This window comes from Streptomyces sp. NPDC033177 (assembly GCF_055577715.1).
This window is the reverse complement of record NZ_JBVIPS010000009.1, coordinates 477,688-500,711: the sequence shown is the minus strand read 5'-3', so window position 1 is coordinate 500,711 and position 23,024 is coordinate 477,688. Positions and strand designations below refer to the sequence as shown.

14 protein-coding genes and 1 pseudogene are annotated in these 23,024 nt (G+C 71.6%); 5 read left to right on the top strand and 10 right to left on the bottom strand.

The genetic code is table 11. From position 1 onward, the window contains the following. The 3 genes from ACZ5U5_RS30675 to ACZ5U5_RS30665 form a co-directional block, all read right to left on the bottom strand. A partial coding sequence (locus ACZ5U5_RS30675) for an amino acid adenylation domain-containing protein (protein WP_469028023.1) occupies positions 1-4,627 on the bottom strand: 4,627 nt, incomplete at its 3' end. Between the two features lie 80 nt (positions 4,628-4,707). Next, entirely contained in the window at positions 4,708-9,366 is a 4,659-nt protein-coding gene (locus ACZ5U5_RS30670; RefSeq protein ID WP_469028020.1) for an amino acid adenylation domain-containing protein, read from the bottom strand. Between the two features lie 274 nt (positions 9,367-9,640). Beyond that, positions 9,641-9,856, bottom strand: a complete 216-nt coding sequence (locus ACZ5U5_RS30665; protein WP_469028018.1) for an MbtH family protein — start codon at positions 9,854-9,856, stop codon at positions 9,641-9,643. Between the two features lie 192 nt (positions 9,857-10,048). Between ACZ5U5_RS30665 and ACZ5U5_RS30660 the strand changes: the two genes are divergently transcribed. The 4 genes and pseudogenes from ACZ5U5_RS30660 to ACZ5U5_RS30645 all read left to right on the top strand — a co-directional run bounded on the left by ACZ5U5_RS30660 (position 10,049) and on the right by ACZ5U5_RS30645 (position 14,532). Further along, the gene (locus tag ACZ5U5_RS30660) at positions 10,049-10,987 is read left to right on the top strand and encodes a TauD/TfdA family dioxygenase (protein WP_469028015.1); all 939 of its coding nucleotides are present in this window, start codon (positions 10,049-10,051) and stop codon (positions 10,985-10,987) included. 81 nt (positions 10,988-11,068) lie between these two features. Then, a complete protein-coding gene (locus ACZ5U5_RS30655; protein WP_469028013.1) occupies positions 11,069-12,070 on the top strand; it encodes a TauD/TfdA family dioxygenase in 1,002 nt (333 codons plus the stop codon). A gap of 803 nt (positions 12,071-12,873) precedes the next feature. Next, positions 12,874-13,068 (top strand): annotated as a pseudogene (locus ACZ5U5_RS30650) (CorA family divalent cation transporter); the annotation flags it as partial. Positions 13,069-13,230: 162 nt separating this feature from the next. Continuing rightward, positions 13,231-14,532 (top strand): phosphatase PAP2 family protein, encoded by a 1,302-nt coding sequence (locus ACZ5U5_RS30645; protein ID WP_469028067.1) that lies wholly within the window; start codon positions 13,231-13,233, stop codon positions 14,530-14,532. 28 nt (positions 14,533-14,560) lie between these two features. Here ACZ5U5_RS30645 and ACZ5U5_RS30640 read toward each other — a convergent pair whose 3' ends face one another. The 3 genes from ACZ5U5_RS30640 to ACZ5U5_RS30630 are packed head-to-tail and all read right to left on the bottom strand — an operon-like array spanning position 14,561 to position 18,089. Next, positions 14,561-15,607 (bottom strand): LCP family protein, encoded by a 1,047-nt coding sequence (locus ACZ5U5_RS30640; protein ID WP_469028011.1) that lies wholly within the window; start codon positions 15,605-15,607, stop codon positions 14,561-14,563. Then, positions 15,604-17,703, bottom strand: a complete 2,100-nt coding sequence (locus ACZ5U5_RS30635; protein ID WP_469028008.1) for a bifunctional polysaccharide deacetylase/glycosyltransferase family 2 protein — start codon at positions 17,701-17,703, stop codon at positions 15,604-15,606. The genes ACZ5U5_RS30640 and ACZ5U5_RS30635 overlap by 4 nt, the downstream gene beginning before the upstream one ends. Then, on the bottom strand, positions 17,700-18,089 hold the full coding sequence (locus ACZ5U5_RS30630) for a hypothetical protein (protein ID WP_469028006.1): 390 nt from the start codon (positions 18,087-18,089) through the stop codon (positions 17,700-17,702). The genes ACZ5U5_RS30635 and ACZ5U5_RS30630 overlap by 4 nt, the downstream gene beginning before the upstream one ends. 206 nt (positions 18,090-18,295) lie before the next feature. Here ACZ5U5_RS30630 and ACZ5U5_RS30625 point away from each other — a divergent pair, with 206 nt between their 5' ends. Further along, entirely contained in the window at positions 18,296-19,180 is an 885-nt protein-coding gene (locus ACZ5U5_RS30625; RefSeq protein ID WP_469028004.1) for a DUF72 domain-containing protein, read from the top strand. Here the strand turns inward: ACZ5U5_RS30625 and ACZ5U5_RS30620 are convergent. The 4 genes from ACZ5U5_RS30620 to ACZ5U5_RS30605 all read right to left on the bottom strand — a co-directional run bounded on the left by ACZ5U5_RS30620 (position 19,151) and on the right by ACZ5U5_RS30605 (position 22,965). Continuing rightward, positions 19,151-19,558, bottom strand: a complete 408-nt coding sequence (locus tag ACZ5U5_RS30620; protein WP_469028001.1) for an STAS domain-containing protein — start codon at positions 19,556-19,558, stop codon at positions 19,151-19,153. The two genes, ACZ5U5_RS30625 and ACZ5U5_RS30620, sit on opposite strands and share 30 nt — an antisense overlap. Then, a complete protein-coding gene (locus ACZ5U5_RS30615) occupies positions 19,555-20,676 on the bottom strand; it encodes a cobalamin B12-binding domain-containing protein (protein ID WP_469027998.1) in 1,122 nt (373 codons plus the stop codon). Before ACZ5U5_RS30615 ends, ACZ5U5_RS30620 begins: the two co-directional genes overlap by 4 nt. After that, complete coding sequence (locus tag ACZ5U5_RS30610) at positions 20,673-22,346, bottom strand: PP2C family protein-serine/threonine phosphatase (RefSeq protein ID WP_469028065.1); 1,674 nt, start codon at positions 22,344-22,346, stop codon at positions 20,673-20,675. The genes ACZ5U5_RS30615 and ACZ5U5_RS30610 overlap by 4 nt, the downstream gene beginning before the upstream one ends. Before the next feature lie 148 nt (positions 22,347-22,494). Beyond that, entirely contained in the window at positions 22,495-22,965 is a 471-nt protein-coding gene (locus ACZ5U5_RS30605; RefSeq protein ID WP_469027995.1) for an ATP-binding protein, read from the bottom strand. Between the last annotated feature and the right edge of the window lie 59 nt (positions 22,966-23,024).

Below are 23,024 nucleotides of genomic sequence, written 5' to 3'. Positions count from 1 at the left end.
CCTCGGGCAAGCACACGACCCCGGCGTCCCCCTCCGGGTCCGCCGCCATCGCCTCAAGCACCGACCGGTACATCGACCCAAGCCGCCGCAGATTCCCCCCGCTGATCACATCCGTCGTGGAGCCCAGCTGAACAGCCCCGTCAGCAGCCACCACGTTCAGCGGGAACTCGTTGCCGCCGATGTCCCAGGACGCGCCGCTGCCGTACGTCTGCGCACCGGACGGACGGAAGTCCTGGTGCTCGAAGAGCACGGAGACAAGCCGCTCACCAATGCCGCAGTCGCGCTGAATCTCGGGAAGCGGGTATCGGCGGTGGGCCCAGATGTCCGACTCCTGGGCGTGGACCCGCTCGACCATCTCCAGCCAGGTGCCGGAGGGGCGGGTCGAGGGGAACGGCAGGGTGTTGAGGTGCATGCCCAACACCCGGTCTGATCCCGGCGCCTCCAGACGGCCGTGGAAGACGACACCCGCGTGAAAGGCGTCCTCCGTCATGAGGGACGACAGCACCTTCAGGTGCGCCGCCAAGAGCACGCTCTTCAGCGAAGTCGCGGCCTTCCCCGCCAGCTCCCGCAGAGCCACTTCCAGATCCGCGAACGGGACCTGCAGGCCGACCCGCTGCGCGCCGCTCCCCGCCGGGTCGCCCCACACCTCCGGCAGCCGCACCGGCGCATGCGCATCCGTCACCGCCCGCCAGAAGGTCCGGTCGACCTCGCTCGCCACCGACGCCAACTCGGCCGCGACGAAGTCCGCGTACCGGACGGAAGGCGCCTCGTACTCCGGCGCCTCCCCGCTGTCCCGCAGGTGGCGATAGCAGTCCAGCAGCTCCACCAGCAGCGTGTTGAGGGTCCAGCCCTCGGTCACCGCATGGCAGTGGCTGAGCGTCAGGCACCAGCCGTTGTCGGATTCGATGTGCACACCGAGCCGCAGCAGCGGGGCGGTGGTCAGGTCGAAGTGGCGGTCGCGTTCACTCCGTACATAGGTGGCGACGGCCTGTTCCCGCTCCGGGGTGCCGTCGGTCCGTACGTCGTGGATCTCTACGCCGATACGAGCCTCGGCATGGACGAGTTGCAGCGGCAGGGAGTGGCCGGACAGGTGCATCGACGTGCGCAGGACGTCATGGCGGGCGACGACCGTGTCCACTGCGGTCCGGAAGGCCTCCGGTGAGAAGGGCTGCCCGTCGGGGACGCGGAAGGAGTTGACGTTGTGGTAGACGTCCTTCGTGTCGGGGCCTGCGGCCAGCATCTCGACGAGCATGCCGGTCTGGATCTGTGACAGCGGGTACGCGTCCACCACGTCCGTCGGCAGCAGGGCCCGGTCTTCCTCGCCGAGCAGCGCGAACGGCGCCACCCGTGACACCAGTGAGCCCGAGCCCCCCGTCTCCTGGCCGTCCAGGAAGGCGGCGAGGTCGGCGACCGTGCGGTGTTCGAAGATATCGCGGACGGTGACGTCTTCGCCCGCCTCGCGCAGGGCGCCCACGAGGCGTACGGCCGCGATGGAGTCGCCGCCGAGTACGAAGAAGCTGTCCTCGACGCCGAGTTCGTCCAGGCCGAGGACGTCGGCCCAGACGCGGGCGAGGCGTTCCTCGGCCGGTGAGCGCGGTGCCGTGCCACGGATTTCGGTGGGGGAGACTTGGTCGAGGGCGGCGAGCGCGCGGTGGTCGACCTTGCCGTTGCGCGTCAGGGGAACGGCGTCGATGGGGACGTAGACCGTGGGCACCATGTAGTCGGGCAGGGCCGCCGACAGGTGGGCGCGCAGGGCGGGCTGGTCGGGGGCAGCGCCGTCGGCCGTGACGACGTAGGCGACCAGGCGCTCCACGCCGTGTGTCGTGCGCCGTACGGCGGCGATCGCCTCCGAGACGGTCGGGTGCTGACGCAGGCCGGCCTCGATCTCGCCCAGCTCGATGCGGTAGCCGCGCAGCTTGACCTGGTTGTCGATACGGCCGAGGAAGTCGAGGGAGCCGTCGGACAGGCGGCGGCCCAGGTCCCCGGTGCGGTAGAGGCGGGATCCTGCCGGGCCGATCGGGTCGGGGAGGAACTTCTCGGCGGTCAGGTCGGGGCGGCCGAGGTAGCCGCGGGCAAGGCCGTCGCCCGCGATGTAGACCTCGCCAGCGACGCCGGTGGGGGCGGGCCTGAGGTCGTCGGTGAGGACGTACATCGCGGAGTTGGGGATGGGATCGCCGAGCGGGATCAGTTCGCCGTCCGGGAGCGTGTCGATCAGCTGGCCGGAGTTGCCGATGGTGATTTCCGTCGGGCCGTACTCGGTGGCGAGCCGGGTGCCCTGTGGCCCGGCGAGGGCACGCCAGCGGGCGACCAGGTCGGTGGTGAAGCTGTCTCCGGCGGCGATGACGAGTCCGGCGAGATCCCTGGCCTGGGCGGGAGTGAGCTGGTGGGTGAGCAGGTCGAGGTGGCCGGGGGTGAGCTTGATGAAGCTGAAGGGGGCGTGGGCGGCGAGCGTGCTGCCGAGGGCTGCGGTGTCGAGGTCGGTGGGCAGCAGGGTGACCGGCTGGCCGGTGATGAGGGGGGTGAAGAGGTCGGGGATGCCGAGGTCGAAGGAGATGGAGGAGAACAGCGGGGCGCCGCCGGTGCCCTGGGCGGCGTACGAGCCGGTGGTCCAGGAGAGGTAGTTGGCCAGGCCGCTGTGGTGGATCATCACGCCCTTGGGGCGGCCGGTGGAGCCCGATGTGTAGATGACGTACGCCAGCTGGCACGGGTCGGGGGAGGTGGCGGGCGGTGTGGTGGGCTGATCGTCGATGAGCCAGGCGTCCTGGTCGAGGACGGTGAGGGTGCCGTGGTGGACGGCGGACAGGGTGGGCAGGTGGGCGCCGGTGGTGAGGACGAGTTCGGCGCGGGTGTCGGTGAGCATGTAGCCCAGGCGCTCGCTGGGGACGCTCGGGTCGAGGGGGAGATAGGCCGCGGAGGCTTTCCAGATGCCGAGGAGGGCGGGCACGAGGTGGACGTCGCGGTCCAGGCAGACGCCGACGAGGGTGTCGGGGCCGACGCCGTTCTCCAGCAGGTAGTGGGCCACCTGATTGGCCCGCTCGTCGACTTGGCGGTAGGTCAGCTCGCTGTCGCCCGCCCTCACCGCCACCGCATCGGGGGTGGCGGCGGCCTGCCGGGTGAACAGGTCCACGGTGCCCGCGTTGCCTCGGTCGATGCTCTCGCCCGCCGCCCACGCGCCGATGACCAGGTCGCGTTCGTCGTCGGAGAGCATCTCGACGGTGGAGACCCGGGCCTCGGGTGCGGCGGTGAGGCCGTCGAGGAGGCGGAGGTAGTGGCCTGCCATGCGGTCGGCGGTCGTGCGGTCGAACAGGGCGGTGGCGAACAGCAGGTGGGCGTCGAGCGGCCCGTCCTTGGCGTCGGCGACGTCGAGGGTGAGGTCGGTCTTGGCGATGCGGTGGCCCGTTTCGGGCGTCACCGTCAGGCCGGGCAGCGCGAGGTCGGGGGCCTGTCGCTCGCGCAGGATGAAGTCCGCCTGGTAGAGCGGGGTACGGGACAGGTCACGCTCGGGCTGGAGTTCGTCCACGAGGGTGGCGAACGGCACGGCCTGGTGGTCGAAGGCGTCGAGGACCGTGGTGCGGCCGGCGGCGAGCAGCCCGGCGAACGTGGGGTCGCCGTGCCAATGCGCGCGGGCCACCAGCACGTTGATGCCGTACCCGATGAGCTGCTGCAGCTCGGGGCGGCTTCGGCCGGAGACGGTCACGCCGACCGGGATGTCGGTGGTGCCGCTGTGGCGGGCCAGCATGAGCTGGTAGGCGGTGAGCAGGACGGTGAAGCGTGTGACGCCGTGGGCGCGGGCCACCTCACTGACACGCCGGGCCAGGTCGGCGGGGACGCTGAAGGCGACGGCGTCGCCGTGTGGGTCCCGGCGTGCGGGGCGGGGCCGGTCGGTGGGCAGTTCGAGGACCGGCAGATCGGCCAACTGCTGTCGCCAGTAGGCCAGATGGCCTTCCAGGGAGGCTCCGGTGAGTTCGGCGCGCTGCCAGGCCGCGTAGTCCGCGTACTGCACGGTCAGCGGCTCTGCGGTGTGGGGCCTGCCGGTGCGGTACGCGGTGTAGAAGGCGCCGAGCTCCTGGGCGAAGACGCCCATCGACCAGGCGTCGCAGGCGATGTGGTGGAAGGTGACGACGAACAGGTGCTCTTCGTCATCGAGCCGGTAGAGGCGGGCCCGGATCGGCCACTCCCCTTCCAGGTCGAAGGGGCGGGCGGCGTCGGCCTCGGCGCGGGCACGGGCCTCGGCGGCACCAGCGTCCGAGAGGTCGGTGACGGGCAGCTCGACGGCGCCGGGTTCGTCGACGACCTGGACCGGTTCCCGCCCGGCCAGCGAGTAGCGGGTGCGCAGGATCTCGTGCCGCTCGACGATCCGGGTCAGCGCGGCCCGCAGCGCCTCGGGGTCGAGGGCGCCGCGCAGTCGCATCGCGAGCGGTACGGCGTACTCGGTGCTCGCGGGGTCCATGCGGTGAAGGAACCACAGCTGCTGCTGCCCGAATGACAGCGGCAGCTCCCGATCCCGCGGGACCCGCGGGATCGGGGCCCGGCGTCCGCCCCGCCGACCGGCCAGCCTGCTCCGCAGCAGCTCCTCCCGCAGTGCAGCTTCCCGGTCGTTCGTGGACGGCGCGTCACCGATGCTCATGGTCTTTCCGCTCCTCAACGGGTCTTTCAATGGGCCCGGGTCATCGGGCGGTACTGGTGGTACTTCAACTACTCGCGCGGTCAGGCGAGTTCGCGTTCGGCCAGCTGGTCGATCTCGGCCCGGATCCGCTCCTCGATCGCCTGGGCGAGTCCACCGACGGTGGGCTGCTCGAAGACCGCCCGGATGGTCAGGTCGACGTCGAAGGCGTCCTGGAGGCGGGAGGTCATCCGGATGGCGAGGATGGAGTGTCCGCCCAGTCCGAAGAAGTCGTCGTGTACGCCGATCCGCTCCAGGCCGAGGATCTCGCCCCAGATCTCGGCGATGCGTTCCTCGGTCGGCGTGGACGGCGCCCGGTAGGCACCCGTGGCCAGGTCGAGGACGGGCAGGGCCCGGTGGTCAACCTTGCCGTTGGAGGTCAGCGGGATCGCGGGGACGACGGCGTAGGCGGTGGGCAGCATGTACTCGGGGAGCACGGCCGCGAGCCCCGCGCGTGCGGTCGTCAGGTCTGGGTCGGCGGGGCCGTCCGGGACGAGGTAGGCGGCCAGGGACTTCTCGCCCGCGTCGTCGGTGCGTAGCACGACGGCGGCGTCGAGGACGCCCGGCTGCTCCGTCAACGCGGCGCGGATCTCGCCGAGTTCGATCCGGTAGCCGCGGAGCTTGACCTGGTCGTCGATGCGGCCGAGGAATTCGATGCTGCCGTCGGCCAGGCGGCGGGCCAGGTCGCCGGTGCGGTAGAGGCGGGATCCCGCGGGGCCGAACGGATCAGGCACGAAGCGTTCCGCGGTCAGTGCCGGGCGGGCCAGATAGCCGCGGGCCACGCCGTGCCCGCCGACGTGCAGTTCGCCCGCCACGCCGACGGGGAGGGGGTGCCCTGCGGGGTCGAGGATGTGGGCGGTCGTGTTGGGCAGGGGGCCGCCGAGCGGGACCGGGCGGTCGTAGGACTCGGTGACCGGATGGGCGGTGGAGCCGATCGACGCCTCGGTGGGGCCGTACTCGTTGATGAGCCGGTGACCGTCGAGGGCGGTCAGCCAGTGGTTGGCGGTCCGTGCGGACAGCGCCTCGCCCGCGACCAGCACGGTCTTCGCGAGACGGGCCGTCTGTTCGGCGTCGAGCTGGTGGGCGAGCAGGTCCAGGTGGCCGGGGGTGAGCTTGACGAAGTCGAACGGTCCGGCGGCGGCCAGGGCCCCGCCCAGCCCCGCGAGGTCCAGGTCGGCCGGCAGGACGTGCACGGGGCCGCCGGTCATCAGCGGCACGTACACGTTCGTGGCGGGCAGGTCGAAGGCGATGGAGGAGAACAGGGGCGCTCCGCCGTCGGCGCTGGACGTCAGCTCCCGTGCCGCCCAGCCGAGGTGGTTGGCCAGGCCGCCGTGGGTGACCATCACGCCCTTGGGAGTGCCCGTCGAGCCGGAGGTGTAGATGACGTAGGCGAGGGCGTCCGGGTCGCCGCACCGCGGCGGGGCGTCGGCGGGGTGTGCCGCGACCGCCGCGCGCTCGTGGTCCAGGAGGACACGGGTGCCCGTGAAGCCGTCGGCGGCGGGCGCGAGGGCGGAGTCGGTGAGCAGCAGCGCCGCCCCGCTGTCGGTGAGGACGTGGCGCAGCCGCTCGGCCGGGTTGGTCGCGTCGAGCGGGACGTAGGCGGCGCCCGCCTTCCATACGGCGAGGAGGGCGGCAATCAGGTCGGGCCCGCGGTCGAGGCAGACGCCGACGACGGTCTGCGGTCCTGCGCCGCGCGCGGCGAGATGGTGGGCGATGCGGTTGGCGTACGCGTCGAGTTCGCCGTACGTCAGCCGTGCCTCACCGGCCAGGACGGCCGGGGCGTCGGGGCGGGCGGTGGCCATGGCCTCGATCCGGTCGAGGACCGTGCCGGCGGGGAACTCCTCGGCGGTGGCGTTCCACTTCTCCAGGAGCTGGGCGCGCTCGTTGTCGGGCAGGATGTCCGCCTCGGCGAGCGGGGTGGCGGGGGCGGCAGTCACGGAGGCCAGCAGGCGTACGAAATGGTCCGCGAAGCGCTCGATGGTGGCGTGCTCGAACAGAGCGGTGGCGTATTCGAGGGCGCCGGTCCAGGTTCCGTCGGCCTCGCGCCGTACGTACAGGGTGAGATCGGTCTTGGAGACCTGGCGGGCGCCGCGCAGGTAGTCGAGGTCGGTGCGGTCGGGCATGCCGCCGGTGAGCTGCTCGTCGTGCATGTTGAAGGCGACCTGGTAGAGCGGAGTGCGGGAGAGGTCGCGTTCGGGGCGCAGTTCCTCGACGAGGTGCTCGAACGGCACATCCTGGTGGGCGAACGCGTCTAGGCAGGCACCGCGCACCCGGCCGAGGGCATCCTGGAAGGACTGCCCGGCGTCCAAGGGACAGCGCAGGACCAGGGAGTTGAGGAAGAAGCCAACCATGGGGCGCAGCTCGGGCCGGGTGCGGCCGGCGACAGGGGCGCCGACTGCGACGTCCCACTGCCCGGTGTGCCGGGCGAGCAGGGTACCGAAGGCGGTCAGGAGCGTCATGAACGGCGTGGCCTCGTGGCGGCGGCCGAGTGCGGTCGTGGCGTCGACGAGGGGCCGCGGGATGCTGAAGGTGACGGCGGAACCGTGCGGGTCGCGCTCCGGGGGGCGCGGGTGGTCGGTGGGAAGTTCGAGCGGGACCATACCGTCGAGCGTGCGGCGCCAGAAGTCCAGGTCGTCGGCGAGCAGCTCGGTGGTGCGCCACTGCTGTTGCCAGGCCGCGAAGTCCGCGTACTGAACCGGGAGTTCGGGCAGCTCGGGGTGCTCACCGGCGCCCAGGGCGCGGCACAGGGTGCGGAACTCGTCCTCAAGGACGGCCGAGGACCAGCCGTCGCAGGCGATGTGGTGGATGGTGACAAGGAGCAGCTGGTCCTCGCCGGGGGCCCGGCCGAGCAGTGCCCGCCAGACCTGACCGCCCTCCAGGTCGAATCCTGCCTCGAACTGCTCGGTGTAGGCGGGAAGGAGGTCGTCGCGCTCGCCGTCGACGACACGCAGCTCGATCGGCGTGTACGGCTCGACGATCTGTACGGGTTCGCCGTCGCGGGAGGCGTAACGGGTGCGCAGCGCCTCGTGCCGCTCGCCGAGGACGTCGAGGGCGCGGCGGACGGTGTCGGCGGAGGTGTCCGGGGAGAGCCGGATGAAGAGGGGAGCCGTCCACTCCGGGCTCTTGGGGTGCATCGTGTTCATGAACCACAGCCGACGCTGGCCGAAGGACAGCGGGAGTTCCCCGTCGCGGGACACGGGAGTGACGCCGGGCTCGGCGGTGGCCGCGGAGTCGAGCAGCGCAGCCTGCTCGCGGACCGTGACTGCGGCGAAGAGGTCGGCGAGCACCACCTGCCGACCGGTGGCCCGGTGCAGCATTTCGGCGAGCTGGGTGAGGACGAGGGAGTGTCCGCCGAGCTGGAAGAAGTTGTCGTCGAGGCCGACGTCGGCGGTACCGAGCAGCTCCGCCCACGTCCGGCAGACGGTGTGTTCGACGGGGGTCACGGGGGCCACATGGGCCGGCCGCCCGGGAAGTTCGGCGGCGGAGACAGCAGGTGCTTCTGCCCCCTCGGAGACCCGGCCGAGGAGTTCCAGGGCGCCGTCCGCGCGCCAGCGGACCTCGTCGCCCGTCCGGTACATGCGTGAGCCCGGCGCCCCGAGGGGGGCGGGTCGCAGCCGCTCGGCCGTGGCATGCGGGTCGCCGAGGATCCCGCGCGCCACCGTAGGACCAACTACATGCAGCTCGCCCGGAACGCCGGGAGGCACCGGGTCTCCGTACGCGTCGAGCACGAGCACCCGCACCTTGTCGATCGGACGCCCGAGGGATACGGCGGCCGTGGCGTCGTCGGCCCCGCCTTCCACGGGGCGCGCGGTGACGGCGAGGGCGCCGCCGTCGGCGCCGTAAACCTGCCAGGCCTGGGCACCGGCCGCGGTGACGACGGCGGTGGCGGCGGGGTCAGCGGGGCTTCCTGCGGCGAGGACGAGACGCAGAGAATCGCAAGCGGCCCACTCACCCTCTGCGGCAACGGTGTTGAGGCCGGAGGCGGTGACCGGCATGACGGTGACACCGTGGGCGGCGACGGTGTCGGCGAGGGGGGCCTTCTCCGTGGCCGTCACCACGCTCGCACCGGCGGTGAGGGCGGTGAACAACGGCCAATAGGCGGGAAGGCCGGTGGGCGTGCACAGCACGCGGTCCGCGTCGGACACACCGAAGCGCCGGGTGGTCCAGCGGACGTGGTGCGCCAGGGCCGCATGACTGGCCGTCAGGTGCTCTCCGCTGTCGGCCAATTGGATCACCCAGGCCAGGTCGCCGCCTTCGACAGTGACTTCGGGCGCAGTGGCGGCCTGGGAGCGCAGGGTGTCGCGCTCGGCGTCGAGGTCGATCACCTGAGCCGGTCCGGCTTCGGAGCGCAGGACGGCCGCCGCGTGGCCATCGGTCAGGACGGCCGTCGGCTCGGCGTACCGGCGCACCGCCCGCAGCCCCTCCCCCGGCCTGTCGGCCGACAGCGGCAGGACCACCGCACCCGCCCGCCAGACCGCAAGCAGTGCCGTCGGCAGGTCCGCGGAGAGCGGCAGGTGCACGGCGACGAGCGATCCCCGGCCCACACCGGACGCGCGCAACAGGTGCGCCAGCCGATTGGCGTCCGCGTCGAGTTCCGCGTATCCGATCCCGCGCCCGCCACCGCCGTCGACGAGGGCGGTCCGGTCCGGGGCCTGGGCTGCCAGGTCCGAGAAGAGAAGGTGGAGGGGCGACTGACGTGCCACAAGTGCTCCCCGTGGGGTCGTGTGCGGTGGGTGGGCGGAGTGAGGTGCGGGCCGGACGTGGGGGGGGCGGAAGAAGCCCGGGCCGGTGGGGCTGCTGGGGCAGGGACGGAGCGGGTGCTCGGCGGCGAGCGAGTGGGCGAGCCGTGCCAGTGACGGGGGTGAGCCGTGCGGCGCCGGGAGGGGGTGAGCCGTGTCGGCGACGGCACGAAGCCCGGGTGCGGGGCGGGCGCCTCCGCTCAACCCCGGGCCTCCGGATCCGCACGGGCCTCGGCGGTCAGCCCGCCGCCTCCGCCATCCGGCGGCGCAGGCTGAGCGGCCGCATGTCGGTCCAGATCTCGCCGATGTGCGCGAGGCACTCCTCCTTGGTGCCGCGGGTGCCATCGGCGCGCCAGCCCGCCGGGAGTTCCCGCTCGGCCCACCAGATGGAGTACTGCTCCTCGTCGTTGAGGACGACGAGGTAGGTCTGCGCGTCGGTGTTCTGCTCGGCCATGTCGCTCCCTGATCGGTTGGTTTCGAACGTGTCGTGTCTGCTCGTATCGGTGTTCGGGAGTCTGTGAACCGGCGCTATAGGGCTTCTATATCGAGCGGCCCCGGCATGTAGAGCCGGTATAGAAACGCTCCGCAAGCTGTCCGGCGAATCGCATTCACACGCCTCGGCACGGGCGCAGAAGGGAAGGCCGGGATGACGGACCACCGGAACTGGAAACCACTGGAGATCACCCCGTCGAGCGTGGGCGCGAAACCGGGCGCCGAAGGACTCGCCGCACATCTTGACGCCCTGCCCGACCTCGCCGAACTGCTCACGGCAGAACGGGCGTTGGTCTTCCGGGGCTTCGGTGTCGACCCCGACGAACTCGACACCGTGATGGACCGCTTGCTGCCCGATCGCGCGGCCTACGTACACGGGAATTCCCCGCGCACCAAGGTCGGACGGAACGTCTACACGTCGACGGAATATCCGCCGGAATTCGTCATCTCGATGCACAACGAGCTTTCGTACGCGCACCGTTGGCCGTCCCGGCTGCTGTTCTTCTGCCACACCGCACCGGAAACAGGTGGTGCCACCCCCGTGGTGAACGGCGCGCTGTGGCTCGCGTCACTGGACGACGAGGTGCGTGACGCGTTCAGCGACGGGGTGCGCTACACGCAGAACCTGCACGGTGGCCGCGGCCTCGGCAAGAGCTGGCAGGAGACCTTCGAGACGGAGGAGCGCGACGTCGTCGAGGAGTTCCTCTCCACGACCGCCTCGGACTGGAAGTGGCTCCCGGGCGACGCCCTCCGCGTCACCCAGGACCGCCCGGCCACCCTGTGCCACCCGGTGACCGGCGAGGAGGTGTGGTTCAACCAGTCCGATCAGTGGCACCCGGCGGCGCTCGGCGAGGACGCGGCCGCGCTGGCCCGGGTGCTGCCCGCCGACGAACTGCCGCAGTCCGTCTGCTTCGCCGACGGCAGCCCCATCCCCGACGCGTACGTGCTGCAGGTCCGTGACCGCGGCCTGGCTGCCGCCGTCGACGTCGACTGGCACGCCGGTGACCTGCTGCTGATCGACAACATGCTGGTCGCCCACGGCCGCCGCTCGTTCACCGGCAGCCGCCGGGTGCTCGTAGCCATGTCCAGCTGACCTCCCGCTCCCGCCCACCCGAACGGCCACCGAGGCCCCGTACGGCGACGCAATCCGCAAGCACAGGCCCGAAGGAGACGCATGTCCATCGCGACCCCCGCCCCGGGGACGATCCGGCCCGAAGCCGATGCCCCGCACTCGCTGACCCTGACCGACCCCGAGCGCCGTGAGTTCGATGCTGTGGCACGCCAGTTGGCCGCCACCGCACCGGGGTTGATCGACGACGCCAAGTGGGTGGCCGCGGCCCGCGAACTCTCCGCCCACCTGCCGCCGAGGCTGCGCCAGACCGTACGGGCCTACCGGCACGACCCCGGCGAGGACGGCACCCTCGTGCTGCGCAACCTGCCGGTGGACCCGGAGGTGCTGCCCCCGACACCCACGGTTCCGGAGTCGGTTGAGCGGGAGGCCACACTCCCGGCCGCCATCGCCGTACTGATCGCGGCGGAGCTGGGCGAGATCGCCGCCTACCGCAACGAGAAGTCGGGCGCCCTCGTACAGAACGTGGTGCCGGTCCCGGGCCGTGAGACGTCGCAGAGCAACGCCGGCTCCACACCCCTGGAGCTGCACGTCGAGAACGCCTTCCACCCGCACCGCCCCGACTTCGTGGGCCTGCTGTGCTTGCGCGGCGACCCTGACAACGCGGCAGGCACCCTCACCTCGTCGATCAGACGCGCGCTGCGGCTGCTCGCCCCCGCGACCCGGGAGGTGCTGCACCAGGAACGCTTCACCACCGTGCCGCCGCCGTCGTTCCAGTCGGGGGACTCGGGCGTCGCCCACGCGGTGCTCACGGGAGACCCTGAAGACCCCAACGTCAAGGTGGACTTCCATGCCACCGCCGCCGTCGACGCGGAGGCCGCGGAGGCCCTTGAGCGGCTGCGGGAGGCGTTCATCGAAGCCTCGACGTCGGTTCCGCTGCGCTCGGGGGAGATGGTGTTCGTCGACAACCGCCTGACCATTCACGGGCGTTCGGCCTTCACCCCGCGCTACGACGGCCAGGACCGCTGGCTGCACCGCACGTTCGTCCTCCTGGACAACCGCCGCACCCGCGGCGACCGCCCCGGCAACGGCAGCGTTCTCGACTGAGCCGCAAGACGTAGCCCCTGGCCCCGCGGCTGTCATGCCCGCAGAAAGGCCAGACCCACGAGGACCCGCCGGTGGCCCGCGGCGCCCACGGGCAGGTCCAGCTCGTTGAAGATGGCTACAGCCCGACCGGGCGTTCGCGCAACAGAACGGCCTCCTTGGCCACGATCAGGCGAAACGACACGGAAGCTCCACATGCAGCAGGATGGGACCGCCGACCGGCTCGACAGTGCATCCGGCCGTCGAGCACCGCGACCCGGTCCGCGAAACCCGGTCCCGCCGCTGCCCGCCTCCGGGACGGCCCCGCCGTGGCCGTCGTCGGTGATCTCGAGGATCAACAGGCCCGCATGGCATCTCCCGCGCACCTGGGCGCTGGTGGCAGCATCTTATGACGGCTCGTCAGCTCAATTGGTGGTCCCATACGCGTGGTCCGATGACGAGGCGGACGGCGCGAAGGGCGGTCGCGTAGTTCCTGACACACTCATTGAAGATCCCCCGGATCTGATCACGTCGCAACCGTCGGCGTACCACCTCAGAGTGAGAGACGTGCGAGGGGTGGACGGAACCCGGACCCGGCGCTGCGCCTTCGGCTCGGCACTGTGAGTAACGGCCCAGCCTTGTCCGAGCAAGCCTTCAGCCCTCCCCACCGAAACCGCCGGGGAGAGTCTGGGGAGAACGAAGCCCCGTTGGGGAGCGCCTGGGGAGAACCGACCGCGCAGATGGGAGGCACGGCGAAAGTCCGGGAAATGCTCTTCGCCTCAGGCCAAAGTGGGTAGCGGCCATTTTCCGCAGGTCAGCGAAGTGCGGACGACGTCTTCAAGAAGATCTCCTCGTGGGCCGCCATCCTCTTCGCCCCGACCCTCGTCGGAACGATCTACGGCATGAACTTCGACGAGATGCCCGAACTGCACTGGGCATTCGGCTACCCCTTCGCGATCGGCCTGATGGCCATGGTCTGCGTCAGCCTGTACTTCATCTTCAAGCGGCGGGACTGGTTGTAGGCGGCCGTCCGCCCAATGGCATGATCGGCCTCGCGACCAGCGCCCTCGATCCGCTCCTCCACATCGACCACCACAGGATCGACCACCACAGCATCGACCACATCGGCCAGACAATTGATACCTATATCGACGCGGTCATTTCCGCGAATAAGCCGCAGAACCATCCTCTGGGCCACCGCGGCCGCGGTGGCCCTGGGGTTTCTCGTCGTCCTGGAGATCGTCGCGCGTCGTTACGGCGGTGTGCCGGGGCCGGTCACCAATCAGGTGCGCGAGGTTATCTTTCCGCCCAAGCCGGGGCCGTTGTACGGCGGGCTCGCCTTGATGATGGTGGTGCTCAGCTGGCGGCAGCGGTTCATCGCCGCTGGGTTCGCGGTCGGCGTCGATGTCGTCTTCGTGGCGGTGCGGTGGGCGGTGGACGCCGATGTGCCCGAGGGGCAGTTCTTCGGCAACGGGGCGTTGTGGGCGATGCTGGGCTGCGCGGTCTTCGCGCTCACGCGCCGCACCGGTGAGGAGCGGATTCTGCTGCTCAAGGGCGTCGGGCTCGGGCTCCTGCTCGTGGCCGGGCGTAAGACCGGTGACACCTGGCTGCTCATCACGTCGAAGACCCGCCCGGCCGTGCTCGACCCCTATGTGGCGATGGCCGATCACGCGCTCGGCAATCCGTCGTGGCTGGCGGGACGGCTGCTTGAGGCCTCCGGGCCGGTCAGCACCTATGTGCTCGACCTGGTCTACGCCCAGCTCGCGGTGGCGGCGGTCGCCGTCGCGCTCTACCAACTGCGCAACGTGGCGGCCGAGCGCGCCTTTCCGCGCCACCACCTCGTACGCACCTTCCTGCTGATCGGCCTCCTGGGGCCCGCCTTCTACATGATCTTCCCGGTGGTCGGGCCGATCTTCGCCTACGGTCCCGGCACCTCCGGCACCGGCGGCGTGCAGTGGGCCGTGGCCGACCTGTGGCCGCACACCTTGCCGCCGGTCAGCCTCCCGCACCCGGTGACGTACGACGGGATCACCCCGCGCAACTGCATGCCGAGCCTGCACACGGCGTGGGCCACCGCGATTTTCATCCACTCCCGCAAGGGTCCGCGCCTGCTGCGGTACGCGGGAACGTTCTGGCTGGTCTGCACGCTCAGCGCGACGCTGGGCTTCGGTTACCACTACGGCGTGGATCTCGTCGCCGGTGTGGTGTTCGCGCTCACCGTCGAGGCGGGGCTGCGCACGTACGACCGCGGCTGGCACCGGTCGGGCGTCCAGCTGATCGCCTACGGCACGGCCGTCTTCGCCGCGCTCCTGGTGGCGTACCGCTGGCTGCCGATGGAGATGGCCGCCCACCCGTGGGTGTTCGGCCCTCTCGTCATCCTGTCGATGCTCTCGGTGATCTACGGCTACGTACGGACCACCGGGGCGTGGGAACCGAAGCCCGCACCGGTGCTCCGGCCGCCGGACCCGCAGCCCGAGATGGTGTGAGTTTCGATGAGTGTTGGAGTGGTGTGCGTCATTTCAGCGGGCGGTCCTGCCTCAGGGCAGCGAAGAGCCTGGCCGATTTCTCCGCGTCCCACTTCAGTACGTTGCCCTTGGAGGTCGGGACGCCGAAGCCGGACACGGGCACGTTGAGCCGGGTGCCCTTGCCGCCCGAGACGCTCTGCACGGCGCGGAACATCTCGCTGAGGTCCCGCAGGCTCATGTCCTTGTCGACGATGAGCGTGTCCAGCCCGGCCCGCATCGCGGGACCGATCTCCGTCGGGTCGAAGAGGGTGCCGGGACGGGCGGCCTGGTGGGCGAGGGTGGACAGGAACTTCTGCTGGTTCTTCGACCGGCCCAGGTCGCCCTCCCTCTCCTGGTGACGTTGCCGGACGAAGGCCAGGGCCCGTTTGCCGTCCAGGGTGTGGCAGCCCTTGCGCAGGTCGGCGCCCGACTTCTTGTCCTTGATGTCGCGGTCCAGGCACATGCGGACACCGCCGATGGCGTCGACGATGTTCACGAACCCGGCGAAGCCGATCTCCGCGTAGTGGTCGATGCGCAGGCCGGTGTTGCGCTCGACGGTGTGCACCAGGAGCTCGGGGCCGCCGTAGGCGAAAGCGGCGTTCAGCTTGTCCCCCTCAGGCCGCTTCGTCTTGCCGGTCAGCGTGTCGAGACGGCCCGGCACGGTGACCCAGGAGTCGCGCGGCAGGCTGACCATGCTGGATCCGTTGGCGCCGGTGTGCAGCAGCATCATCGAGTCGGTGCGCCGCCCGCCGCCCCCGCCGGCACGCAGATCCTGCACGGCGTCCTCCGAGAGCCCGTCGCGGCTGTCGGAGCCCACGATGAGGTAGTTGGTGCCCGCGCCGGGTGCCGGGCGGTTCCCGTACTTGCCGAGGTCGACCTCGCGCTGGAGGCTCGTCTCGGCCCAGCCGTACGTGCCGCCCGCGGCGACGAGCGCGCCGGTCAGCAGGACGAGCACCGCCCGCCGCAGTCTCCTGCGCTTCTTCGGCTGCCGGGCGTGGGCGCGCCGGGGGCCGTAGTGCGAGCTGGGGCGCTCGGCGAAACGGAGGGGGTCTGTCATCGTCCACTCCCTTGCAGACTCGGCCGCGCCTCTTCAGGCGGCGCTTCCACCAGGTACGGGTCGGCGGTGCCGGTCCGCTTCATGCTGTGCCACTTCAGGCGGGTGCCGAGCAGCGCCGTGGTGACGGAGTGGATGACCACCAGGTACATCAACTGCCGGTACACGAACTGCTGGAGGGGCAGCACCCACAGGACGCGCAACCGTTCGCGGTCGAGGCGCAAGGCGTACGCGGCGGTCACCAACTGCACGGCGAGGAAGCCGAACCAGACGAGGGCCGCCTCCACGGGATCGCGGAACAGCGCCCCGAACAGGGCGAACATGTCCACCACCGGCGCGCACAGCGGCAGCACGATCTGGAAGAGCGTGACGTAGAGCATGACCCGGCGTCCGAAGCGTCCGGCGGGGCCGACCTCCACCGCGGCGTGCCGGTGCTTCCACATCGCCTGGAGGGTGCCGTAGCACCAGCGGTAGCGCTGGCGCCACAACTGCCGGACGCTGCTGGGGACTTCGGTCCAGGCGACAGCCGACTGCTCGTAGACGACGCGCCAGCCGGCCCGCCAGAGCGCCATCGTCAGGTCGGTGTCCTCGGCCAGGGTCTCGTCGCTGACACCGCCGACGCCCATCAGCGCGTCCCTGCGGTACGCCCCGATCGCCCCCGGCACCGTCGGCATGCACTCCAGGACCTCGAACATCCGCCGGTCGAGGTTGAAGCCGAGCACGTACTCCAGGTGCTGCCATTTGCCGAGCAGACGGCGCCTGTTGCCGACCTTGGTGTTGCCGCTGACCGCGCCGACCGCGGGGTGGGCGAGCGGCTGGACGAGCCGGGCCAGCGCCTCGGGTTCGAAGATGGTGTCCGCGTCGACCATCACGACGATGTCGTGCCGGGCATGCGCGAGGCCGGTGTTGAGGGCGCCCGGCTTGCCGCCGTTGGGCTGCCGGATCACCGTCACCCGGGGGTCGTCGATCTCCTCGGCGATGTCGGCGGTGGCGTCGGTGGAGCCGTCGTCGATCACGATGACCTGGAAGTGCGGGTGGGTGGAGGCGAGCAGCGAGTACACGGTGGAGGCGATGCCGGCCTCCTCGTTGTACGCGGGCACCAGGACCGTCACCGGGTCCCGCACCTCGCGCAGCCGTGGCGCGCCGGGCCGGAACCGGTGCAGCCTGCGCACGTGCAGCCGGGCGAACAGCGCGAACAGGAGCATCCGCAGGACGCCGAGTACGCCCGCGAGGGTCAGCGTCCACACCATCACGGTGAGGAAGGCTTTGCCGAGCCGCTGCGACCAGATGAGACCCTGACCCTCGATCTCCTCGGCGACCGGGACCCCTTCGCTGAAAGAGGGCCGGCCGAGGCCGGCGCTGACGGTGGTGAACGACTTCACCCGGCGGTCCCGCAGCAACTCCTCGGCCTCGCGGTAGCCGAGGTCGGTCTGGCTGTGCTGCGTCACCACCCCTTTCCAGGGCTTGCGGTCCTTGCGGTCCGACGCGACCACCAGGTACCCCTGTTCGGCCGCGCGCTTCGCGGCCGGCCACTGGGGGCCGCAGAGGGTGTCCGCTGCCGTGGTGTGCGGCAGCCGCAGCAGGGTGGTGTTGACGCCCGCCGCGCCCGCGAGGGCGGTCTGGGTGAGGGACAGTTCGAGGCGGGCGCGCAGCGGCGAGGCGACACCGAAGTCGCCCCCGGTGTAGGTGTACGAACCGACCTCGTGGCCCTCGCGCAGGATCCGCCGCATCAGTTCGGGGTGCCGGGCCGCGTCCTTGCCGTGGACGAAGAAGGTCGCCGGCGCGCGGTGTTCGCGCAGCAGGGCGAGCAGGCGCGGCGTCCACACCGGGTCGGGCCCGCCGTCGAAGGTGAGCGCGACGGTCCCCGGTGGCATGGCCTCGGTGGTGACCCCGCGCGGGCCGAACCGCAGCAGTGGTTTCCCGTCGTCCGCCGCGCGCGGGATCGGCCGGGTGCACGGCGGTTTGGTGCGTGCGGCGTCGACCTGGTGTGTCGTCCAGCCCTCGAAGAGGAGGGCGACGGCGACCACCAGGAGGACGAGCAGGAGCACGAGCCAGTGACCGCGCGGCGGGCGGCGGACATCAGCAGCGCCCCGGCTCACTGCTTCGGGCCTCCGGCCGACGGGTCGGATCTGGAGGAGCCCGCGGAGGAGCCCGCGGAGGAGCCCCCTGAGGTGCCCGCGGCGGTGTCCGCGCCGGAGGATGCCGGTGCGTCCGTGCTGGGCGGGTGCGTGCCGACGGGCTGCCAGAGGCCGCTGATCAGCGTGCCCGCGAACAGCAGATAGCCGACGCAGGCGCAGCCCACGAGCAGCCCGAGGCCTTGCAGGGTCCGTCTGCGCCAGCCGGATCGGTCGATGAACACCGGGAGTTGCGGGGCGGCTGCCGGGGGACGCCGTGCGGCCGGGACGGCGTCGTCCGGCGGGTACGGCGACACGGACGGCAATCGCCCGTCGTGCGGTGTGCTGGCTATGTGGGGGGTGCCCTGCACTGATGCTCCTGATCTGCGGCCGCGCACGCGCGACTCTTTGTGTGGGGGGTACGGGCCCGGGGGCCCGCCGTTCTGCCCGCGGCTCACCGGGTGGGGCCGGTGTGGCCGTTGGTCTCACGCAGCCCCCGACCCTACTCGGGCGCGCGGTGGCGGTCACGTGAGAAATGCCATGCCCGGCTCGCGCCCCTTGGGGGTACTGGGCTCCCATGGGCGACATTCTGGTGGGGACGTGCTCGTGGACCGATCCGGCACTGGTGCGCAGCGGGTGGTATCCGAAGGGGCGGCGTGACGCGGAGGGGCGGCTGCGGTACTACGCCGAGCGGTTTCCGGTCGTCGAGGTCGACTCGACGTACTACGCGCTGCCCGGCGAACGCAACAGCCACCTGTGGGCCGAACGCACCCCGGACACCTTCACGTTCGACGTGAAGGCCTTCTCACTGCTCACCGGGCACCCCACACGCCCCGCCGCGCTACCCGGTGACCTGCGGGAAAGAGGGCCGGTCGACGCCCGGGACCCGGGTGTACTCGACGAGGTGTGGAAGCGGTTCGCCGCCGGGATCGAGCCGCTGCGACAGGCGGGCCGTCTGGGCAGTGTGCTGTTCCAGTTCCCGCCGTGGCTGCGGCCCGGCGAACGGGCCGCGGAGATCCTCGCCCTGACCGCCCGGCGGACCCAAGGGTGGCCGGTGGCCGTCGAGTTCAGGCACCCCGACTGGTGGCGTGCGGAGCAGGCAGAGGCCACCAGGAGCCTGCTGGCCGGCCACGGCATGGCGGCGGTCGGCGTCGACATGAACGCGACGCTGCCGTCCTCACTGCCTCCCTGCGCACCGGTGACCTCGCCCCGGCTGTCCGTCGTACGCTTCCACGGCCGCAGTACGGCATGGGGGCGGGGCAGCAAGGAGGACCGCTTCCGGTACGCGTACACCGACGACGAACTCGCCGAGTGGGTACCCCGGTTGCGCTCGCTCGCCGAGCGGACCGAGCAGGTCCACGTCCTGTTCAACAACTGCTGCGCGGACGCCGCCGTGCGCGCGGCCGAGGCCATGACGCGGCTGCTGGGGCCGTCACTCGCCTCGCAGGTCCGGCGCACCTGACCCGCCCGCCGCCCGGTCGGGCACGGCGGCAGCAGTGAGGTGGTCGAAGGTGCAGGTGAGCCGCAGCAGGCGGTCCAGGCAGTCGGGGCGTCGGTTGAGCCGGAGGGTGACACCGCGGGCGTCCGTGACGCGCCGGGCCATCAGCAGGGATGCCAGGCCCATGGAGTCGACGAACGTCAACTCCGCGAGTTCCAGGTCGAGTCGGTGCACCGCACGGCCTCCCGCGTGGGCCGGGTCGAGTTGCCCGGTGACGGCGGCGACGAGGCTGTCGGCCACCCCGTACTCCAGACTGCCGCCGACGTGGACGGTCACGACGCCCTGCTGGAACTCGGTGCGCAGGTCGAGGCGGGAGACGGGGCCGGACGCGAGGCGGGTCATACGGTGTCTCCGGTCCTGGGGCACGCCTGCCGAGCGCCGAGGGCATCGCGGGCGGTGCCGAGAACGCGCGTGGCGCGCGGGAAGTCGGCCAGTCTTCGGCCCAGGACGTCCAGGGCGAGGAGGAGGCTGCGGGCGGGGACGTGCCGCGCGGTGAGGATGTCCGCCGTCCAGTCGAGGAACCGGGTGAAGAGGCCGTCGTCGTCCAGGTAGAGCGCCGTGGCCAGGTAGTCCACGATGTGTGCGATGTCCTCCGCGGTGTGCTGCCGCTGCTGCACCGTGTAGTGGGCCATCGGGGGGAAGAGCTCCTCCAGTTCGCGGAGCACCTCCCTGACCAGCTCACCCCGGCTGCGGGCGACCATCGAGTACTCCTGGTCGCTGAGGTGCGGCAGGTCGTCCACGGCCTGATGGAGCGTCATCTTGGGCCGCGCGAGGCCCTGTTCGAGCAGGCCGGCGGCGTCCCGGGCGTCGGCCGCCCAGGCATCGGCGCCGAGGGCCTCGGCGTACCGCCCGTCCGGGCCGAAGGCCGCGCCGCCCACGAGCACCGGGGTGCCGACGGCCTGGCAGGCGGTGAGCGCGGCGTGGGCGACCGGGAGGTTCGTCGGGATCGACGAGGAGAGCGCCACCACGTCGGGCACGTGCTGATGCAGGTGCCGCACCAGGTGCGGGGTGGGGGTGTGGGCGCCGAGGAAGTCGACCTGCCAGCCGCGCAGGCGAAGCACCTCGGCGAGCAGCCGCGCGGGCAGGGCGTGCCACTCACCGTCCACGCAGGCGACGGTGACGCGTCCGCGCCGCCGTGCGGCGTCCGGGACCGGCAGACCGGCGTCCGCGGTGAGGGTGATGACCCGGTCGTTGATGGCCGTCGCGGCGTGCTCCTGGGCGACGCTGATGCGGTTCGCCGCCCATTCGACGCCGACCCGGGCCTGCACGGGGGCGATGAGGTCGAGCAGGACGCTCTCGAATCCGCTGCCCGCCTCGACCGCGGCCCGCACCGTGCGGGTGGCCCCGAGTTCGTCGCCCTCGCGCACGTCGTCCCACAGCTGGGCGCGGGCCGATTCGAGGGGATCGACCGTCGCGGACGTGACAAGTCCCTCGGTCAGATCAGGGGTGGGAGCGATCATCCGGTGTACCTGCCTCGGGTGTGTCCGTCCACGGCACTGAGGTGCTGGTGGCGCGGTGCGGCTATGGCGACCACCGCCATGTCGTCGTGCGGCCCCCGGCCCACCCACTGCGACGCCAGCATCTGCACGCGCTCCACGACGGCTTCGGCCACCATGCCGAAGCACTCCGAGAGCGCCCGCGACAGCCGCTCCTCACCGAACAACTCCGTCCCCAACGGCCCTCCCTTGGCCTCGACGATGCCGTCGCTGAACAGCAGACACACCTCCCCCGGCTTGAGCCGGACGTGCGCGGTGCTGGACGCGACCTGCGGCAGGGCGCCGATCAGGGTGCCCCTCGTGTCGGCCTCGTCGACGCTGCCGTCCGCGCGGGCGATCAGCGGCGGGGGGTGGCCCGCGCTGGTGACGCGGAGATCCACGGAGTTCCCGCGGCGGACCACGGAGGCTAGCGCCAGCGTGGCGAACCGGGTGTGGTCGGACCGCAGCAGCGATTCGTTGAGCAAGCCGAGCAGCTGCTGGTGGTCGTGGCCCATGGGCCGCAGCGCCTGCACCGTGTTGCGGATCTTGCCGGTGAGGGCCGCCGCTTCCAGGCCCTTGCCGCAGACGTCACCGAGGACGACGAGCGTCTCGTCCTCCGGGGTCTTCCCGGGGTGTACGTCGTAGAAGTCGCCGCCGACGTGCTCCCCAGCGCCCGCGGCGATGTACCCCCCGGCGAACTCCACGCCGTTCACGGGACGCAGGTCGGGCGGCAGCAGATCACGCATGAGCGTGCGGGAGATGCCGCTCTGTTCGGCGTAGAGCCGCGCCGCGGAGACCGCCGCGCCGGCGCGAGCGGCGAAGACCCGGGCGAATACCTCCTCGGCTTCGCTGAACGCACTGCGTTCGGTGGACCTCAACAGCATCAGGACGCCCGCCGGCACGCCGTGGCCGGGCAGCGGGGTGATCAGCACCGAGCAGACCGGGCCGGTGAAATGGGCGGGCACGGCCCACTCCGGAAGCGTCGCGGGGTCGATCCACCGCGAGGGCACCGGCGGGAAGCCCTGCATCGCCTCGCTGAGCCCCGGCACCTCCGCCAGGTCGATCTCCACGGTGGAGTGGGTGACCTTCCCCGCCGGCCCGGTGCTGGTCATGGGGTGCACGTTGCCGCGGCCCGGCGCGATCACTGTCGCCGCGTCGCAGAGATGCCCCGCTGCCATGGTGGCCGTCACCTCCATGCACCGCTCGATGTTGAGGGACGCGAGCAACTGCTGGGAGGCGTCCGCCAGTAGCGCCGTACGTCTTCGTTCGGCGCGGAGGTCGTCCTCCGCCGTGCGCCGGTACGTGTCCTCCGCCAGCCACCATGCCCAGTGCGCGTCGTCCAGCCGGGCGGGGCGTGCCTCGAAGCTCCGCTCGCCGATCTCGCCGCGTACGACGTCCGGCACACCGTCGTCGGACGCCCGGGGGTCCTGTGCGGTCAGCCGGGTGTGCGCCTCGGCGAGCCATCGCGGTGCGGCCTCGCGAAGGGCCGTGCCGTTCGCCGCGGTCGGCAGGAGAAGCCGCACGGCCTCGTTCGTGGCCGCCACCCGGCCCGCGCCGTCGGCGACGACCACGGGGTGCGGCGCGGTGGCCCAGGCGTCGGCCAGGACCGTTGGTGCGATACGCGTCTTCGTTCCCAGCTGTTCCGGTGCGTTCATGACGATGGGCACGCGAGGCGAACCCCACCTCCCTCCCTGCGGGGATTCCGCCCCACCAACGACTCTGTGCGGCACTCGGCCCTGAGGGCGCACGGGTACCACGCGTACGTTCGGCCAAACAGGGAAGCCGGGATCAGTTGAGAGCTGTTCAGTTCAGAGGCAGTGTCACGGTGATGAGCTTGCCGCCGCCGCGCTCCAGGACGAGGTCGACCTCGGTGGCCAGTTCGCGGATGAGGGGCCACCCGTATCCGCCCGCCACGCCCGTCCGCGTCCCCGGGGCGACGGTGTGCCGCTGCTGGGGCAGGTCCGCCGAGCGGTCGCCCACGGTCACCCGCAGCACGTCGGCCGCCACGCTGACCTCGAACCGGGTGACGCCGCCGCCGTGCCGCAGCGCGTTGGTGAACAGCTCCGAGACCACGAGGAGGACGTCGGTCAGGGCACGCTCGCAGACCGTGCCCTCGCCTCGGTCCGCGCGGTGCCGCAGGACGCAGCGCACGTGTCCGCGCGCCGCGGCCGCCGTGGGCGGCACGGACGAGGCAGCCGGGAACGACGGAGCGGCCGGCAGCGGCGCCGGACGCCCGTTCTCGCGGGGCCAGTCGGACGGTGCGTCGGGACTCACACGCAAGACTCCTTCACCTGGGCCGTGGGCAGCGCCGTACCGACGCCTCGGCCGACCCG

Excerpts from the sequence above, each read along its gene's own strand:
- ACZ5U5_RS30620 (WP_469028001.1), bottom strand. The coding sequence starts at position 19,558 with ATGACCCGCCTCGCGTCCGGCCCCGTCTCCCGCCTCGACCTGCGCACC.
- ACZ5U5_RS30660 (WP_469028015.1), top strand. The coding sequence starts at position 10,049 with ATGACGGACCACCGGAACTGGAAACCACTGGAGATCACCCCGTCGAGC.
- ACZ5U5_RS30665 (WP_469028018.1), bottom strand. The coding sequence starts at position 9,856 with ATGGCCGAGCAGAACACCGACGCGCAGACCTACCTCGTCGTCCTCAAC.
- ACZ5U5_RS30625 (WP_469028004.1), top strand. The coding sequence starts at position 18,296 with ATGGGCGACATTCTGGTGGGGACGTGCTCGTGGACCGATCCGGCACTG.
- ACZ5U5_RS30610 (WP_469028065.1), bottom strand. The coding sequence starts at position 22,346 with ATGAACGCACCGGAACAGCTGGGAACGAAGACGCGTATCGCACCAACG.
- ACZ5U5_RS30615 (WP_469027998.1), bottom strand. The coding sequence starts at position 20,676 with ATGATCGCTCCCACCCCTGATCTGACCGAGGGACTTGTCACGTCCGCG.
- ACZ5U5_RS30655 (WP_469028013.1), top strand. The coding sequence starts at position 11,069 with ATGTCCATCGCGACCCCCGCCCCGGGGACGATCCGGCCCGAAGCCGAT.
- ACZ5U5_RS30640 (WP_469028011.1), bottom strand. The coding sequence starts at position 15,607 with ATGACAGACCCCCTCCGTTTCGCCGAGCGCCCCAGCTCGCACTACGGC.